The organism is Rhodococcus sp. PvR099 (assembly GCF_017833315.1).
GTDB classification, from domain to species: Bacteria; Actinomycetota; Actinomycetes; order Mycobacteriales; family Mycobacteriaceae; genus Rhodococcus_G; species Rhodococcus_G oryzae.
In genome coordinates this window covers 4088490-4104857 of record NZ_JAFIBV010000001.1, presented here as the reverse complement: position 1 = coordinate 4104857, position 16368 = coordinate 4088490, and the positions used below count along the sequence as shown (strand labels likewise).

At 68.6% G+C, this 16368-nt stretch carries 12 protein-coding genes; 7 read left to right on the top strand and 5 right to left on the bottom strand.

Features of this window, described 5'->3' with window-relative positions:
• The first annotated feature begins 37 nt into the window (after positions 1–37).
• From JOE46_RS18875 to JOE46_RS18850, 6 genes are all read left to right on the top strand, one after another.
• Positions 38–979, top strand: coding sequence for a helix-turn-helix domain-containing protein (locus JOE46_RS18875; protein ID WP_097213512.1), 942 nt, complete (start codon positions 38–40; stop codon positions 977–979).
• A 189-nt stretch (positions 980–1168) separates the two neighbouring features.
• Complete coding sequence (locus JOE46_RS18870; RefSeq protein ID WP_097213513.1) at positions 1169–2830, top strand: aldehyde dehydrogenase family protein; 1662 nt, start codon at positions 1169–1171, stop codon at positions 2828–2830.
• A 2-nt stretch (positions 2831–2832) separates the two neighbouring features.
• Positions 2833–4029 carry a thiolase family protein gene (locus JOE46_RS18865; RefSeq protein ID WP_209928114.1) on the top strand — a complete coding sequence of 399 codons (1197 nt, stop codon included), beginning with the start codon at positions 2833–2835 and terminating at the stop codon, positions 4027–4029.
• Positions 4030–4064: 35 nt separating this feature from the next.
• Positions 4065–5804 (top strand): class I adenylate-forming enzyme family protein, encoded by a 1740-nt coding sequence (locus JOE46_RS18860; RefSeq protein ID WP_097213515.1) that lies wholly within the window; start codon positions 4065–4067, stop codon positions 5802–5804.
• A gap of 1 nt (position 5805) precedes the next feature.
• The gene (locus JOE46_RS18855) at positions 5806–6339 is read left to right on the top strand and encodes a PaaI family thioesterase (RefSeq protein WP_097213516.1); all 534 of its coding nucleotides are present in this window, start codon (positions 5806–5808) and stop codon (positions 6337–6339) included.
• Positions 6336–7817: a carotenoid oxygenase family protein gene (locus JOE46_RS18850; RefSeq protein ID WP_097213517.1), complete on the top strand. Its 1482-nt coding sequence runs from the start codon at positions 6336–6338 to the stop codon at positions 7815–7817. The genes JOE46_RS18855 and JOE46_RS18850 overlap by 4 nt, the downstream gene beginning before the upstream one ends.
• A gap of 72 nt (positions 7818–7889) precedes the next feature.
• Here the strand turns inward: JOE46_RS18850 and JOE46_RS18845 are convergent, their stop codons facing one another.
• Complete coding sequence (locus JOE46_RS18845; RefSeq protein ID WP_097213518.1) at positions 7890–9131, bottom strand: acetyl-CoA acetyltransferase; 1242 nt, start codon at positions 9129–9131, stop codon at positions 7890–7892.
• A 251-nt stretch (positions 9132–9382) separates the two neighbouring features.
• Here JOE46_RS18845 and JOE46_RS18840 point away from each other — a divergent pair, with 251 nt between their 5' ends.
• Positions 9383–10309 (top strand): helix-turn-helix domain-containing protein, encoded by a 927-nt coding sequence (locus JOE46_RS18840; protein WP_097213548.1) that lies wholly within the window; start codon positions 9383–9385, stop codon positions 10307–10309.
• A gap of 30 nt (positions 10310–10339) precedes the next feature.
• On the opposite strand, the gene JOE46_RS18835 is transcribed toward JOE46_RS18840, so the two are convergent.
• The 4 genes from JOE46_RS18835 to pepN all read right to left on the bottom strand — a co-directional run bounded on the left by JOE46_RS18835 (position 10340) and on the right by pepN (position 16316).
• On the bottom strand, positions 10340–11710 hold the full coding sequence (locus tag JOE46_RS18835) for an FAD-dependent oxidoreductase (protein WP_097213519.1): 1371 nt from the start codon (positions 11708–11710) through the stop codon (positions 10340–10342).
• A gap of 180 nt (positions 11711–11890) precedes the next feature.
• Entirely contained in the window at positions 11891–12487 is a 597-nt protein-coding gene (locus JOE46_RS18830) for a DUF1109 family protein (protein ID WP_097213549.1), read from the bottom strand.
• Between the two features lie 114 nt (positions 12488–12601).
• Positions 12602–13798 (bottom strand): winged helix DNA-binding domain-containing protein, encoded by a 1197-nt coding sequence (locus JOE46_RS18825; protein WP_209928113.1) that lies wholly within the window; start codon positions 13796–13798, stop codon positions 12602–12604.
• Positions 13799–13826: 28 nt separating this feature from the next.
• Positions 13827–16316 carry an aminopeptidase N gene (gene pepN / locus JOE46_RS18820; protein WP_209928112.1) on the bottom strand — a complete coding sequence of 830 codons (2490 nt, stop codon included), beginning with the start codon at positions 16314–16316 and terminating at the stop codon, positions 13827–13829.
• Positions 16317–16368: the final 52 nt, after the last annotated feature.

The following is a 16368-nucleotide window of genomic DNA, read 5'->3' as shown; positions in this document are numbered from 1 at the left end:
ACGCGATCGTCGCAGGCAGTACGGGAAGGTGGGTGACGTGGCCGAACCCGGCGCCGCCGCACCTCCTAGTCCGGTCGCCCAGACGATCGACCTGCTCGGCGACCGGCTGACACTTGCCATCCTGCGCGAGGTCTTCGTCGATCACGTGCGCCGCTTCAGCCAGTGGATCGACCGAACCGGCGCTCCGCCCGCCATGCTGACTGCACGACTGAACGCGCTGGTCGAGGCGGGATTGATGGAACGCAGGCCGCAGTCGAACGGCGGCGACCGCCACGACTACCTGCTGACCGAGCTCGGCCTGGCGACCTGGGAGATCCTGGCCAGTGTGTGGGCATGGCAGCGCGAATGGTCCCCGGAAGGGCTGCTGCAACCCGAGTTGGTGCACATCGACTGCGGCCACCGGGGGCCACCGGCGATGATGTGCAGGCAGTGCGACGGCGCCATCGGCGCGCGGGATGCACAGCTCGAACTGGACCGCGAATCGCTGGTCCTCGTGGCACGGGGCGGGCGAAGGCGGTCGACGCGCACTGCCCCCTCGGTGAGCCGGGCCGACCTGCAGTTCACCGAGGTCATGGAGGCGATCGGCGACCGCTGGAGCGCCATGGTCACGGGCTTGGCGCTGTCGGGGGTTCGCCGCTTCGGCGAGTTCCAGTCGATCCTGAGCATCTCGCCGACGACCCTCACCGAGCGGCTGGGACGGCTGTCCGAGGTGCAGATACTCACCCGGAGCGAACACGGCGGCGGCCGCGAGTACCTGCTGACCCCGCGCGGCAGGGGATTGTTCCCGATTTTCGCCTTCCTGTTGTCGTGGACAGAGGTCGCGCATCCCGGCGCCCTCCCGCTCGGTCCGAAGATCCGCCACCCCGAGTGTGGCTCCTGGTTGCTCCCGGCGCTGCGCTGCCGCGGCTGCGAGGCCAGGCTGGAACGCACCTCCGTGCGCTTCGAGCCGTTTCCGTTCGGCGCTCGGCTCCCGCGCTAGCCCGACGCACTCTCACCCTCGAACGGCCCGACATCGTCGACCGTTGACAACCCGCTGTGTGTCCTGGTTCACTTCAATAACAGTAGTTATATCGGTCAAAGCGGACGACCGCCCCTCGTCCGCACACCCCACCCACCCCGATGACTGACTGATCTCGCCACAAATCTGTTGACACAGGAACGAGCGCCCATGTTCTTCGAAACCCACCTCGAACTGCTGCAGGCAGCGGCAGAGGCCAACCGCACCCGCACCGCGTGGACCGGGTATGCGCCCATCACCCCGCCCGACGCCGCGCAGGCCGACGCCATCCTCGGCGCCTACGACGGTGCCACCCTGACGCTTTCGTCTCCCACAGGCTCGGTGATCACCGCCGACGAGGTCTCGCCGTACACCGCGAAGGCGCTCAACGTCAGCTACAGCGCACCCTCCGTGGACGAGGCGCTCGTGGGTGCGGCCGCCGCGGCCACCGCCCTCCGCGACGCCGACGTCGAACGCCGGATCGGTGTGTGCCTGGAGGCACTGCACCGGATCCACCAGCGCGGCCAGGAGTTCGCGGCCGTCACCTCCCACACCACCGGACAGAGCCTCAACATGGCCTGCAGCGGAAGCGGGACCAATGCACTCGACCGCGGCCTCGAGGCCGTGGCGATGGCCTGGTCGGCCATGACCCGGGTACCCGGACACGTGACGTGGCAGCAGCGATTCGGCAAGTCGGACGTGACCCTGCGGAAGCGATTCCGCGCCCGCCCGCTCGGCACCGCACTCGTCGTCGCCTGCGCCTCGTTCCCCGCCTGGAACGCCTACCCGGCGATCCTCGCGAACCTGGCGACGGGAAATCCGGTTCTCGTCAAGCCGCACCCGCGCTCGGTGCTCGCGACCGCGCTCGCGGTGGGCGTGATGCGTGAGGTGCTGACCGAGGCACAGCTGCCTGCCGACGCCGTTCAGTTGGTCGTCGACACCGTGGACGCCCCGGTCGCGGGGCAGCTGGCGACCAGCCCCGAGGTGCGGATCGTCGACTTCACCGGCAGCCCAACGTTCGGGTCGTGGCTGGAACGAAACCTCCCGAACACCCTGGTGTTCACCGAGACCGCGGGCGTCAACACCGTTGTCCTGGACTCCGTTTCCGACTTGTCAGCAGCCATGCGCACGCTCGCCGGGGGTCTCTCGCTCTTCAGTGGTCAGATGTGCACCACTCCGCAGAACATCTACATCCCGGACGCCGGTGTGCGCACGGACCAGGGTGTGATCGCACGAGACGACGTCATCACCGCACTCCTCGCGGCGATCGACGATCTGGCAGGCGCACCTCGCCGCGCCGGTGCCGTCTGCGGCGCGCTGCAGTCCGACGCGACGCTGCACTCGATCACCGCGCTCGCCGACGCGGCCGAGGCGAGCGGGACCCTGGTCCGCAGGCCGCTGCCGTACGCGCACCCGGACTACCCCCAGGCCCGGGCGGCGACCCCGCTGGTCATCCGGGTCGACCCACGCCGGGGAGACACCCTTCCCGAGGGCGAACAGTTCGGTCCGGTCGCGTTCCTCGTCGACGCCGCCGACACCGCCTCCGCGGTGGAGCACGCGACCGCGAGCGTCCGCAGTCACGGCGCTATCAGCTCGTACCTCTACTGCACCGACGACGCCATCATCGACGAGGTGGCCGACGCATACGCCGACGCCGGGGCCTCCCTCTCGGCGAACCTGGTGTCCTCGATGCCCATGCAGTTCGCGGCCGCCTACAGCGACTACCACGTCACCGGCCTCAACCCTGCCGGCAATGCGACCCTCACCGACGAGTCCTTCATCGCCGGGCGATTCCGCATCGTCCAGGATCGTCGCCAGATCGAAGGGGAGTAACCATGTCCCAGTTCACATCCGGCGTCTACATCTACGACGCGGTTCGTACCCCGAAGGCGCGGGTCCGGCGCCAGGGCGGCACGTTCGCCGACGTACCCTCACACGAACTCCTCGCCCAACTGCTGTCCGCCCTGCAGGAACGCGGACTCCCCGCCGACACGGTCGACGATGTCATCGTCGGCACCAGTACGGCTGTCGGCGACCAGGGCGGCGATGTTGCGCGTGCCGCTGTGCTCTGGGCGGGCTGGCCGGACCAGGTCGGCGCCGGGGTGGTCTCCCGACTGTGCTGCTCGGGGCTCGACGCGATCGAGTCCGCCTCGGCCAAGGTGGCCTCCGGCATCGCCGATGTCGTCGTCGCCGGCGGCGTCGAGTCGATGTCGCGGGTACCGATGCTCTCGGACAGGCCGGCCTTCGTCTCCGACGAGGAGCTCGGCGACCGCACGGGCTACGTGACCATCGGGGTCTCCGCCGACCTCACCGCAGCCGAATACGGTTTGACACGAAAGGATCTCGACGCCTACGCGGTGACCTCGCATCGCCGCGCCGCCGCGGCCCCGGCGTCCCGGTCCGTGATTCCGGTCCGCTCGGGCGCCACCACGATCCTCGAGTCGGACGAGGGACCCCGACCGGACATCAGTCTCGAGTCACTCGCCGAACTCGCCACCCTCTTCGGGGAGGATCCGTCGTGGAGCAGGGTGGCGATGCGTCTGCCCGCCGTCCGGCGTCCGGATGGCGGGCTGCACACCGCCGCCACCGCCCCGCAGATGGCGGACGGTGCGGCGATGGCGGTCTTCGGTTCCTCCGCCGCGCGCGATCGGATCGGCCGCGAACCGATCGCGGAGGTGGTTGGCGTCGCCCAGGCCGCCGTGCGCTCACCGCTGCTGACGGCATCCGTCGTCGCCTCCAGGCGTGCCCTCGAGAACGCGGGGATCACCGCCGGGCAGCTCGACGTGATCGAGGCGAACGAATCCTTTGCCGCATCCGCCCTGGTGATGACCCGCGAGCTGGGGCTCGATCCGACCAGGGTCAACCCGCTCGGCGGATCGCTCGCCACCGGCCACCCACTGGGCGCGGGTGGTGGAGCCCTCCTCGTCAACGCCCTGGATCAGCTCACCCGCATCGACGGCGAGTACGCCCTGGTCACCATCCCGGCAGCGCTCGGGCTCGGTGCCGCCGTCGTCGTTCGCCGACTCCGCTGACCCACTGCCCCCAGACCACTGCACGAAAGGACGCCATGAACGCCATCTCGGCAGGCCACACCGCCAACCGCTTACGCCCGTGCCATCCCGACAGCCGTGTCGACGACTACCTCGAACACCAGTGGTGGTCGCCGCTGACCGTGCTGGACCTCCTCGACGGCCAGGTGCGAAGCCGCGGAGACGCCCCGGCGGTGACCGATCCGACGAATCTGCCCGCGCTGTGCGGGATCGAGCCGGAGTCACTGACATGGCAGGAGTTGGACGCACGCGTCGACGACCTGGCCGCGAAGCTGCACGAGTCGGGAATCGGTCCAGGCGATGTCGTTGCCGTGCTGATGCCCAACTCCGTCGCCCTGACCGCGACCTACTTCGCCCTGTGGCGCCTCGGAGCGATCGCGGCCCCGATGCCGGCCTCGTACCGACGGTACGAACTGACGCGGATCGTCGAATCCGCTGCGGCCGTTGCGGTTGTCACCGTCAACAGCTTCGGCGACCGGTCGCCGTCCGAGGAGGCGCTCGGCCTGATCGGCGAGTTGCCCTCCCTGCGCACCGTGTTCACCTTCGGCCCGCCCGCATCGGATGGAGGACGGCCGCTGGACGCGGCCCCCGCCACCGACGGATCGCTCGATGCCGTGCGTCGCGCCTATACGGCGCTGCCCCGATCGGTGAACGACTGCATCACGATCTGCTGGACCAGCGGCACCGAGGCGGCGCCCAAGGGCGTACCCCGGTGTCACGGTGACTGGATCGCGGTCGGGCAGGCGGTTCAGGACGGACTGGAAACGGACGAGGCAACGGTCATGCTCAACCCGTTCCCGATGGTCAACATGGCCGGGTTCGCGACCTCGCTGCTGCCGTGGCTGCTCGGCGGCGGTCACGTGGTCCACCACCACCCACTGGACCTGGCCGTCTATCTCGATCAGCTCCAGCGCTACCGCGTCACCCACACGAGCATGCCGCCCGCGATTCTCACCATGCTGCTGCAGCGGGAGGACCTTCGGACCGCATACGACCTGTCCGCGCTCCGCCGGGTGGGTTCGGGTGGCGCCCCGCTGCCCCCCGGCGTGGTGCGCGACTGGCAGTACTCGCTCGGTGTCGAGGTGCTCAACTTCTTCGGCTCGAACGAGGGAGTATGCCTGCTCGGCGCTCCGTCGGACACGCCCGACCCGCTGATCCGCGCGGAGTACCTGCCGAACTACGGCGCACCGGACAGGTCGTGGGCCACCGGGGTGGCCGAGCGCACCTCGGTGCGCCTGGTGAACCTGGCGACGGGCGAGGAGGTGACTACGGTCGGCGGACGCGGCGAGCTCAGGCTGAAGGGACCGACGATCTTCGCCGGCTACCTGGAGGGAACCGCAGCATCGAGCCCGTTCGACGAGGACGGATACCTCTGCAGTGGAGACATTTTCGAGCTGTGCGGAGACAACGGCGAGTACCTCAAGTTCGTCGACCGCAGCAAGGAGATCATCATCCGCGGAGGCATGAACATCGCTCCTGCCGAGATCGAGGGGATTCTCATCGACCACCCCGCCGTCGCCGATGTGGCCATCGTCGGGTATCCCGATGACGTCCTCGGCGAGAAGTGCTGTGCGGTAGTTGTTCCCGCCAACAGTGACGGGGTCGCACTCGAGGACCTCGTGGACTTCCTGCGCGCGAAGGAGGTGGCGTCGTTCAAGCTGCCGGAACGGATCGTGACGGTCGACGAGCTTCCCAGGAACCCGATCGGAAAGCTGCAGCGGCGCGACATTCGCGGCGCGGTCGAGAAGGTCGGCTGACATGGCATCACCGGATGGCGACGGTGCACCGGTCGGCAGGCCACGCGAGACACCGACCGGGTCCGGCCGACCCATCGCCGACGAGATGACGGCGATGCTGGACGGGCGGTTCCCTGGCCTGGTCGGCATGCGCATCCTCGAGGCGTCGGCGTCGGAGGTCACCGGCGAACTGCAGGTTCGCGAGGAGCTGCTGGCACCGAACGGATATCTGCACGCGGCCACCGTCGTGGCACTGGCCGACACGGTGTGCGGTGTCGGCGCACGGCTGGCGCTGCCCGCCGAGGCATCTGGATTCACCACACTCGAACTCAAGACGAACTATCTCGGCACCGCGCGGTCCGGGACGGTCAGCGTGGACGCGACGCTCGTCCACAGTGGGCGGCGAACCCAGCTGTGGGACGCCACCGTCCGCGACGGCGCCGGGAGGGCGATCGCCCTCTTCCGCTGCACCCAGATGGTGCTGTACCCCTCAGCATCGCAACAACATTCAACTTCGCGATCAGAACACAGCAACACCGAAACGGAGCAGGCATGACTTCCACCCAGCCCCGCGCGAACGGCGACCCCATCGCCGTCGCTCGCCCGGTCGACGCCACCGACGACAATCCGTACACCCTCGGGGTGTTCGCGCCGGTCCACGACGAACTCACCCTCGACGATCTCACCGTCATCGGTGAGATCCCCAAGGACCTCAACGGTGTGTACCTCCGCAACGGCCCGAACCGGCAGTTCGAGGCACCGGGCCGCTATCACATGTTCGACGGCGACGGCATGATCCATGCCGCACATTTCGAGAACGGCAAGGTGCGGTACCGCAATCGGTACGTCCAGACCAAGGCCTTCCAGGACGAGTCCGAGGCGGGCCGTGCCCTGTGGACCGGTCTGATGGAGAACCCGCAGGACAATCCGTGGGGGAACGGACACGGCCTCGGGATCAAGGATTCCGCCAATACCGACGTCATCTACCACCGCGGCCAGGTCCTGGCGACCTGGTACCTCTGCGGAACACCCTACGCCGTGGACCCACTGTCCCTGGAAACGCTTGGTGCACAGGACTTCCTGGGCACCTTTGCCGGCGACATGATGGCCCACCCCAAGGTCGACGAGGCCACCGGCGAACTGATCTGGTTCGACTACGGCCCCGACCAGGACTTCCTCCGTTACGGCATCATCGGCGCCGACGGTCGTCAGACGCACCTCACGCAGATCGATCTGCCGGGTCCACGACTCCCGCACGACATCGGGATCACCGAGAACTACTCGATCCTCATGGACCTGCCGCTGGTGCAGGATCACGATGCGCGCCGGGCAGGCAAGTACCGGATCTTCTACGATCAGGAGCTTCCCGCTCGATTCGCGGTCATTCCCCGGCACGGCAACGGCAGCGAGGTGCGCTGGTTCGAGGTGAAGCCCTGCTACATCTACCACGTCGTGAATTCGTGGGAAGAGGGCGACGAGATCATCATGGACGTGTGCCGGGTGAAGAACCCTCAGCACCAGACGACTTTCGCTTCGCCGCTGTCCAACATGCTCGCGTACATGCGGCTCGACGCCCAGCTCTACCGGTACCGCTTCAACCTTCGCACCGGCACCACCATCGAGACCGAGCTCGACAATGCCAACATCGAATTCCCCAGCGTGGATTCGCGTGTCATGGGCCGCTCGCATCGGTACTCGTACAGCATGAGCCTCGGCAACGAGCCGACGCTGCTCTTCGACGGGCTCGTGCGGTTCGACTCACAGACTGGCATCAAGGAAGAGCACAAATTCGGTTCCGGGCGTTGGGGTTCGGAGGCACCATTCGCCCCGCGCGACGGATCGACGGGTGAGACCGACGGCTACCTGGTCTGCTTCGTCAACGACGAGGCCGAGGACAAGGGCGAGATCAACATCTTCGATGCCGAGGACGTCGCGGCGGGACCGATCGCGCGGGTGCTGCTGCCGCGCCGGGTTCCCTCCGGCTTCCATGCCACCTGGGTGCGCGCCGATCAGCTCATCGAGGCCCGCGCGTAGAAGAACGGAGGTCTCCCGGTGCGGGGCGGTCCGAGAGCCGCTCCGCCCGGGAGACCTTCGTCGTCTGCGTGGCTACGCTCCGCTTCCCCGGACCACGACCGTGGCCACCGCGGTCGTGAACGAACCACCGATGTTGACGGTGAGGGCGCGCCTGGCGTTGTCGACCTGATGGTCCCCCGCCCGGCCGGTGACCTGGCGAGCGGAATCGAGCACCATGCGGACGCCAGTGGCACCCACCGGGTGCCCCTGCGACATCAGCCCACCGCTGGGGTTCACCGGCAGCCGGCCGCCGCGCTCGATCGAACCGTCCATCACCACCTCGCCGCCCTTGCCCGGGTCCGCCAGTCCGATGTGCTCGAGCGTGACCAGCCCGTTGATGGTGAAGCAGTCGTGGATCTCGGCGACATCCAGGTCGGCGACCCCATCCAGTCCCGCGCGCCGGTACGCATCCTCGACGGCTCCGCGCAGGTGTGGGAAGAGGTAGTCTCGGTCGGCGCTCTGGGCGAGCTTGTCCGCGAGCAGCAGGGTCGCCGTACGGTGGCCGAATCCGGCGATGGTGGCCTCCTGGTCCAGGTCGGCTCCGGTCCGTTGCGCCCACGCCTGCGCAAACTTCGGCCCGGCCAGCACCACGGCTGCACCTCCGTCGGTGATGCGCCCGCAGTCGGTCTTGCGGAGCATCCCCTCCACAATCGGGTTCACCTCGCCGTTCTCGTCGAACGACCCCGCCGGGAAGTCCCAGTCCCTGGTCTGCGCAAGACCATTGCGCGATCCATTGCCGAAAGCGATCTCGGCGAAACGACCGAGATGTGCGTGGTCGAGGCCATAGCGCCGTGCGTACTCCTGTGCGATGTCGGCGAAGAGCGCGGGCCACGGGTACTTCACGCCCAGCGCCTCCCGCCCCGCCCACGCCGCGGTACCCAGGTACTCGGCGGCAGTCTGCGCGGACACGTTGCGCATCAGCTCGACCCCGACCACGAGCGCCACGTCGTACCGACCCGACTCGATATCCGCGCTCGCGGCGAGGATCGCGGTGCTCCCCGAGGCACACGCCGCCTCGTGCCGTGTGCTCGGCAGGCCGTCGAGGCCCGGGACGGCCGCAACCACCATGCCGCCGAGCTGCGCCTGGCCCGCGAAGAGCTCTCCAGCGAGGTTGCTCACGTGAATGACACCGACCTCACGGTCGTCGACTCGAGCGTCGGCCAGGGCGGCAGGCACGGTCTCGGCAAACATGTCGACCAGGCCGAGGCCCTCCTTCGACCAGTTCCTGGCGAAGTCGGTCTGAGCTCCTCCGAGCACGTAAACGGGGTTCGTCATCTTTCCTCCTTGTTGTCACATCTCAGGTTAGCCACGGCCTACCGTTACTACAAGATCCATAGTTGCTCCCACGACTGGGCTCAACAGTGAATCAACCAGCGGTACAACAGTTGGACGTAGGGAACGCGGACATACCCCTATGAAATGGGTGCTGTATGCCGATATCACTTCTCAATGAGAAGCCGAAGGTCCGGGAATGGAACCGGAGCGCCGCGGTTCCCGGCCACATGCTGTTTGCGATGATTGACGGCATGTCCCCAGTCCCGACGCACCCGGCATCGTCCGCGCTGGGGCACGCCCTGCTGATCGCGGGTGACCGATGGAATCTGCAGATCATCCGGGCGGTCTTCGACGGCGCCGAGCGCTTTTCGCAACTACGTGACGAACTGGGAATCTCGGACGCAGTCCTCTCGCATCGTCTGGGTCGCCTGATCGAGGACGGAATCCTCGATGCGCACCCGTACTCGACCGCGCCGCCGCGCAACGAGTACCGCCTCACCGACCTCGGTGACGACCTGTGGCTGGTCTTCGTCGCGTTGTGGAGTTGGGACCGCCACTGGGCACCGTGGGCACCCGACCGGCCGACCACTCACCTTCGTCACCTGCCGTGCGGGCACCTCATCACGCCGATTTTCGGGTGCGCCGCCTGCGCGGCGATCGGCGTGACCGCCCGCGACGTGCGGACCGAGGTCGACGCGCCGCTCCTCGTCGACATCGCCGACCGCCGATCTCGGCGCACTGCGAAGGGTGACGCGCCGGGGATGGACTCCACCAGCGTGCTCGCCGATCGCTGGTCGACCTTCCTGCTCGCCGCCGCACTCGAGGGCAACCGCCGGTTCGGCGACTTCCAGAACCGGCTCGGGTCGATCTCGCCGGTCACCCTGACCGACCGCCTCGCCTACTTCGTCGACAACGGAATGCTGGTCCGTACGCCGATCACGGATGGCGCACGGCGGCACGAATACCGCACCACGCCAAAAAGCCTCGACTTCTTTCCCGTGTTCGCCGCGCTCAACGCGTGGGCGGCGCGGCATCTGTCCGAAGACGGGCGATCCGGCCTGACCATCGTGCACAACGCAGGCGAGCACCTGCTCGAACCCCAGTACACGTGCAACGCCTGCAATGCCGTCTTGCGTCGGGCCGACACCGAGTTCAGGCGGGCGACCGCCGGTCACTGATGGGCCGACCGCGCGGGCAAGAGGACATCGTCAGCCCCGGATCAGCCCGTCGTGCTCGGTCACCTCGCGCGCGGCCCGTTCACCGGAGCGGACGGCCCCGTCCACCCAGCCGCACATCTGCGCCGAGCTCTCCGTGCCCGCCCAGTGGATGCGACCGCAGGGCTCGCGGAGCGCGTGGCCGAACTCCGTCAGCACCCCGGTCGGCGCGTGGCTGAGCATGGCACCGCCGGAGTATCGCTCCACGGACCAGTTCTGCTCGATGTAGTCGATCGGTGTGCCGGCCTTGTCGCCGAAACGCCCGGCGAGCTCGCCGAGGACCGACTTGCGGCGTTCGGCCTCGCCGAGGCGCCCGATCTCGCGGGCAATCGGGCCCTCGACGATGACGCACAGCACCCCTGGCGTGGCCGCGTCCGTGCAGGCGTCGATGGTGATGGTGGCGGGGGAGCCCGGTGCCGCCGACTGACCTGACAGCCCATCGGCCCGCCAGAACGGCTCCTCGTACACGACCGCGATCTTGAAGATCGCGCCGCTCGGCATCCGCTGGTGCAGGAAGGAGCGGTCGACGGGCAGCATCGGCTCGTAGAGGATCTGGCTCGCGATCGCGAGCGGCACCGCGACGATCGCCCGCCGGGCACGCACGGTCATGTTCTGGGAGCGAACGGTCACGCCGTTCCCGTCCTGCTCGATATCGCGAACAGGCTGCGCGAGATGGAGGGCGTCCCCGATCTCGGCCGCCATCGGCCGGTAGACGGCGCCCATGCCGCCGACCGGTCGCTCGTCCTCGGCCGCGTCCTTGACCCCCAGGACGAAGCTCGGACCTCCACCCGTCGCCATCTGGTACAGAACGAAGAGCAGCGAGACCTCCGAGGCTGCCGAGGTGTAGCAGCCGGCGATCGCCGTCTCGAGGAGATCGTGGGCCGGCCTTGAGTGGACGTTGTCGTCCAGCCATTTGGCCAGGCTGATCCGGTCCCACTCGGCGGCCTTCTTCGCCTCCCACGGGGCGTTGAGCGGGATCGTCTTACACATCGAACCCAGTTCCAGGAAGACCGCACCGAGATTCGCCGTCACCCACGGGCTCATCGTCAACGGAATGGTGCCCTCGTAGCGGTGCTGCTTGCCGCCGACCACCATCATGGCCTCGCCGTCGGTGTACTGCTTATAGCTCGGCACACCGAACTCGTCCATCAATGCGTAGATCCGGTCCTGACCTGGCCCTACCCAGGCACCGCCACGGTCGATCCACGACCCGTCCTCGCGCACTTCTGTGAAGGTTCGCCCGCCGACCCGGTCCCTCGCCTCGAGCAGCGCCACCGATTGGCCGCCTTGTTTGAGCCGCAGCGCCGCCGTCAGCCCCGCGAATCCCGCACCGACAACGCAATAGTCGACGTCGACGTCAGCCATGACAGCACCCTGCGTTCACCAGATCTGCGCGCACACCCCTCGCCGGGTGCACCACTCGGCTGCACTCGCGTAGCGGGGGTCGAAAACGCCTCGCATCTATGCGTACTCGCAGTGCACGTGCAGGTCAAGGGCGACGGAATGGCACCCGAAAGCCGTTGTCGCAGATATGAACCCGCGACATCACCAGGTATAGGTGAACTCGTACCAGGGGCCGCCGAGATGAGTCGAGGAGAACTCCCTGCTGTCGGATCCGTTGGGCGTCCGGTTCGGCGCGTATACCCACCCACTGGAGGCCCCGAACCCGTCGGCATCGGTGAACTGGACCTCATCCGCAGCGATCTTCCGAACGTAGCTGATCTCGAAGCCGTCGATCTCGATGTCCGCGAGCCGGGTATCGGGTTCGGCGAGTACCTGACGTGCGATGCGTTCGAACTCGGGGCGCGCCTCGTCGAACGTCGGTGGTGGCCAGGTCATCCCGACGGCGACGGCCGCGACCACTACGCTCGGCGCCGCCACGATCCACCAAGACCACCGCCGGTCCTCCCCGACGACGTACAGGCTGCGGATCGCCCAGATCAGCCCCGTCAGCGCGAGGACCAGCAGCGCCGGGACGCCGTATAGGAAGGCGTCAGCACCGGTCAGATTCCCGTAGCGGGCGGGCTGCCAGTCGTATTGGATGCAGAGCAGCACCGCAATCGGGAGAACCGTCATGGCCAGCACGATCGGGCCCGGCGGCTTGTTCCGCTGATCCCGCTCGACGTCGTCGGCTCTCGTCACCCAGTCACCGTAGCGGCCGGCGGGCTCCACGCCGGGGCACGAACCGGCGGTTCTCGGGCGACCCGCTCGGCCGATGATCCGATAACCGCCCGTTCGCGCCATCAGGGCGAACGGTCAGGCGCGCAGCTTCGCCAGTGGCGAGGGAAAGCGGGGGAGCACCTTCTCACCCTCGAGCCAGGCCGTCAGCTTCGCCGCCTCGTCGTCGAACGCGCATCGCGCCTCGGCACCGACGTCCTCGAGCAGGTGTACCACCACCTGCCCGGCCTCGTCCTGCCACCAGCCCCCGACTATCCGTCCGTCCCACCACGCCGTCGGGCCTGCGTTCCCGCTGGTGTCGAACAGCAGGTCCTTGTGCGGCCCGAGGTACCAGTCCCGGTCCCGCCAGCCCATCGTGGTGGGGTCGAGGGCGGGCAGCAGTGCCGCCCACGGTTCGACGGGATCGTCGTGTTCCTGGTCGTCGGCCATCAGGTAGCCGGTCTGGCCCTCCAGGTCGACCGCGACGACGTCCAACTCCGACAACGCCTTCCGCACGATGGACACCGTCGACCCGAGCCACCACTTGAGGTCGGCCTCGGTGCCGGGGCCGAACGCACGCAACCACGCCTCGATCAGCCAGGACGCGCCTTCCGTCTCGGTGCGGCGATCGATCGGCATGCCCAGCCAGGATTCGCTTGTCGCCCAGCGGTTCCGCGACGCCCTCCAGGGTCCGTCATTGGTCGCCCGCACGATCCGGCCCTCCGCCGACAGCACCGTCAGCACCCGGGGACCGACCGACACCTGTCCGCCCCAGCTCCGGCCCTCGCCGTAGGTCATCGAACCCTTCAACAGCGGGATCTGATCACGCAGCGACGTGTACGCCATCGGCGCGCTGCCCTCCAGCGCGTCGAGGACCGCATCCTCGGCCGCCCCGAGCCAGCCCGCCCCGTCCTCGAACAGGCCTGCCTTCTCCACCTCCCGGATCAGGCGCCGCCGCTCTGTGTCGGCGACCCGGTTACTGGCACCGGCCTGGACGAACGGCAGCGACTCGCTGGGGAACACGAACAGGGTGCGCCGCATCGCGAGGTGCTTGACCAGCGAACGCTCCTCGTACAGAGCACGTTCCAGGTCCGCCACCATCATGTCGTCGACCCTGGCCCTTGCGGAGAGGAAGATCGTCGCGGGGTCGGTGCCGTGCAGGCACACCAGGCTCGTCGCCGCCTCGGTCACGCTCTCGGCGCGGGCCTCGGGCGCGAGCCGGTGTCGGCGGGCAAGCCGGGCGCGGCGCTGCGCCTGGTCGAAGGGTGTGGCGTGATCGGTGGGCACGGGTGTCATTGTGCCCGCTCGCGGCAGGCGTGCACGGCTACCCCAACGCGGCCCGCACCCGCAGGTCCCGTGCCAGGTGGTCGCGCTGCTCGATCACCAGCCGGCACAGCGCGTTCGGTGCGTGCGGATTCGCGGCCAGCCAGGCGTCGACGGGGCCGAGTGAGTCGGCCGCAGGAAAGAGTCCCAGCACGATGCGCCGCGCGATCTCGATGCTTCGCCCTGCCCATACCTCGCCGATCGCCGCGAAGTACTCGTCGTCGTAGCGGGCGATGAGGTCGCGGCGGTCCCCGGTACGGAACCCGGCGATGACGGCGTCGAGGTGCTCGTTCGTCAATGACGTGTCACTGAGCGCGGACTCCCAGGCGCTCACCTTCACCTCCGCCTCCGGCCGCGCCGCCAGCGCCCGCAGGTGGGCGGTTCGGCCGGAGGCGGTGTCGTCGCCGCCGAGCTCGGCGTCCAGCTCCGCCGCGTCGGCGTGGCCGGTGGCGGCCAACGCGGTCCACAGCGCCCAGCGCAGGTCGGGGTCGAGCGCCAACCCGTCGGGCGCGGGCGCCCGCCCGTCGAGGATCGCCCCGATGTCGGCGGCCATGCGATCGTCGACGGCGGCCGCGGTCGCAGCCGCGCGCGCCCAGGCGAGCTGGGCGCCGGAGCCGGGCGCGGCGGATTGCATTGCGGCCCAGGTCGCCTCGAGCCAGTCACCGCGCCACCGATCCCGCTCCACGATCGGCAGGTAGTGGCCGATGACATAAGACGCATTCGACAGCACCGCGGCCAGCAGCGCCGTGTTCGACTCCGCCGGCGCGAACGCTCGGGCCATCGCGAGATAGCGGTCGGCGGCCAGTTCGCCGTCTCGGGTCGCGTTCCACAGCGCGGACCAGATCAGCCCGCGCGCGAGCGGATCGATGACGCGGTCGAGTGAACGCTCCACGGTGCCAATCGATCCGGGATCCAGGCGCACCTTCGCGTAGGTGAGGTCCCCGTCGTTCAACAGACGAAGGGGAGCGGGGTCGAGCACGATCGGCGTGCGTTCGGCGACGAGGTCCACCTCCACCCGCCCGCGACGGACCAGGTCGCCGGCATCGTCGAAGTCGTACAGCCCGACCGCGAGACGGTGCGGACGCGGGTCCGTCTGGACGATCACGTGAACGCCATCGGTCTCCTCGAGCGTCAGCGTCGACATCCCCGAGGTCTGTAGCCAGGCACGCGCCCACTCCGTGAGGTCACGACCCGACGCCGCCGACAGCTCCGCCAGGAGGTCCGCGAGGGTGGTGTTCCCGAAGGCGTGCGCGCGGAAGTAGCGGCGGGAGCCCTCGAAGAAGGCATCGCGCCCGACGTACGCGACCAACTGCTTGAGCACGCTCGCGCCCTTCGCGTACGTGATGCCGTCGAAGTTGAGCTTGGCCGCCTCCAGGTCGACGATGTCCGCGACGATCGGGTGCGTGGTGGGCAGCTGGTCCTGCGAGTACGCCCAGGCCTTGCGACGGCTCGCGAACGCGACCCATGCGTCGGTCCACTGCGTGGCCTCGGCGCTGGCGAGCGCGCCCATGTAGTCGGCGAACGACTCCTTGAGCCACAGGTCGTCCCACCACACCATCGTGACGAGGTCCCCGAACCACATGTGGGCCATCTCGTGCAGGACGGTGTTGGCTCGACCCTCGTACTGCGCGGCCGTCGCCGCGCCCCGGAAGACGTAGGCCTCGGTGAACGTCACGCAGCCGGGATTCTCCATCGCGCCGAGGTTGTATTCCGGCACGAACACCTGGTCGTACTTGCCCCACGGATAGGGGTAGCCGAAGTGCTCGGCGAAGAAGTCGAGGCCCTGCCCGGTCACCTCGAAGAGAGTGTCCGCGTCGAGGTACTGTGCGAGCGAGGCGCGGCACAGCAGACCGAGCGGAACCGTGAGATCTCCACGGCTCCAGATTGATTCGACCCGGGCATAGGGCCCGGCCACCACGGCGGTGAGGTAGGTGGAGATCGGCAGGGTGGGGGAGAACTCCACCGTCTGCCGGGAGCCGTCGTCCTCGCGGGTGGCGACCGGGCAATTGGACACCAGCTCCCACCCGACCGGGGCTGTGACGGTAAAGGTGAACGGCGCCTTCATGTCCGGCTGCTCGAAGCAGGCGAACACGCGGCGCGCGTCCGACGGCTCGTATTGGGTGTAGAGGTAGGTCTGGCCGTCGACGGGGTCGAGGAATCGGTGCAGACCCTCGCCGGAACGGCTGTACTCGCCGGTCGCCTCGACCACGACCCGGTTCGTCGCCCGCAGATCCCGGACCCGGATGCGGGCACCGTCGTACTCGACGGGGGCTGCCGTCCCGTTGACGGTCACCGACTCGACCGACTGCCCGATGAAGTCGATCCACGTCTCGGCGGTGGTGGCGTCGAACTCGAGGGTCGTGGTCGTCGGGAAGCCCGGCCGGGAGTGGTCGGGCGCGGCCAGGAGGTCGAGTTCGACGCGATAACCGTGGACGGTGACCACCGCCGATCGGGCGGCGGTTTCGGTGCGGGTCAGGTTCGCGATGGTCACGGATCGATCCTGCCAGGCGGGCCGCGCGCCAGGGCGGTACCGACGGCTTCTA

Excerpts from the sequence above, each read along its gene's own strand:
- JOE46_RS18825 (WP_209928113.1), bottom strand. The coding sequence starts at position 13,798 with ATGACACCCGTGCCCACCGATCACGCCACACCCTTCGACCAGGCGCAG.
- JOE46_RS18850 (WP_097213517.1), top strand. The coding sequence starts at position 6,336 with ATGACTTCCACCCAGCCCCGCGCGAACGGCGACCCCATCGCCGTCGCT.
- JOE46_RS18845 (WP_097213518.1), bottom strand. The coding sequence starts at position 9,131 with ATGACGAACCCCGTTTACGTGCTCGGAGGAGCTCAGACCGACTTCGCC.
- JOE46_RS18860 (WP_097213515.1), top strand. The coding sequence starts at position 4,065 with ATGAACGCCATCTCGGCAGGCCACACCGCCAACCGCTTACGCCCGTGC.
- JOE46_RS18870 (WP_097213513.1), top strand. The coding sequence starts at position 1,169 with ATGTTCTTCGAAACCCACCTCGAACTGCTGCAGGCAGCGGCAGAGGCC.
- JOE46_RS18835 (WP_097213519.1), bottom strand. The coding sequence starts at position 11,710 with ATGGCTGACGTCGACGTCGACTATTGCGTTGTCGGTGCGGGATTCGCG.
- JOE46_RS18855 (WP_097213516.1), top strand. The coding sequence starts at position 5,806 with ATGGCATCACCGGATGGCGACGGTGCACCGGTCGGCAGGCCACGCGAG.
- JOE46_RS18840 (WP_097213548.1), top strand. The coding sequence starts at position 9,383 with ATGTCCCCAGTCCCGACGCACCCGGCATCGTCCGCGCTGGGGCACGCC.
- JOE46_RS18865 (WP_209928114.1), top strand. The coding sequence starts at position 2,833 with ATGTCCCAGTTCACATCCGGCGTCTACATCTACGACGCGGTTCGTACC.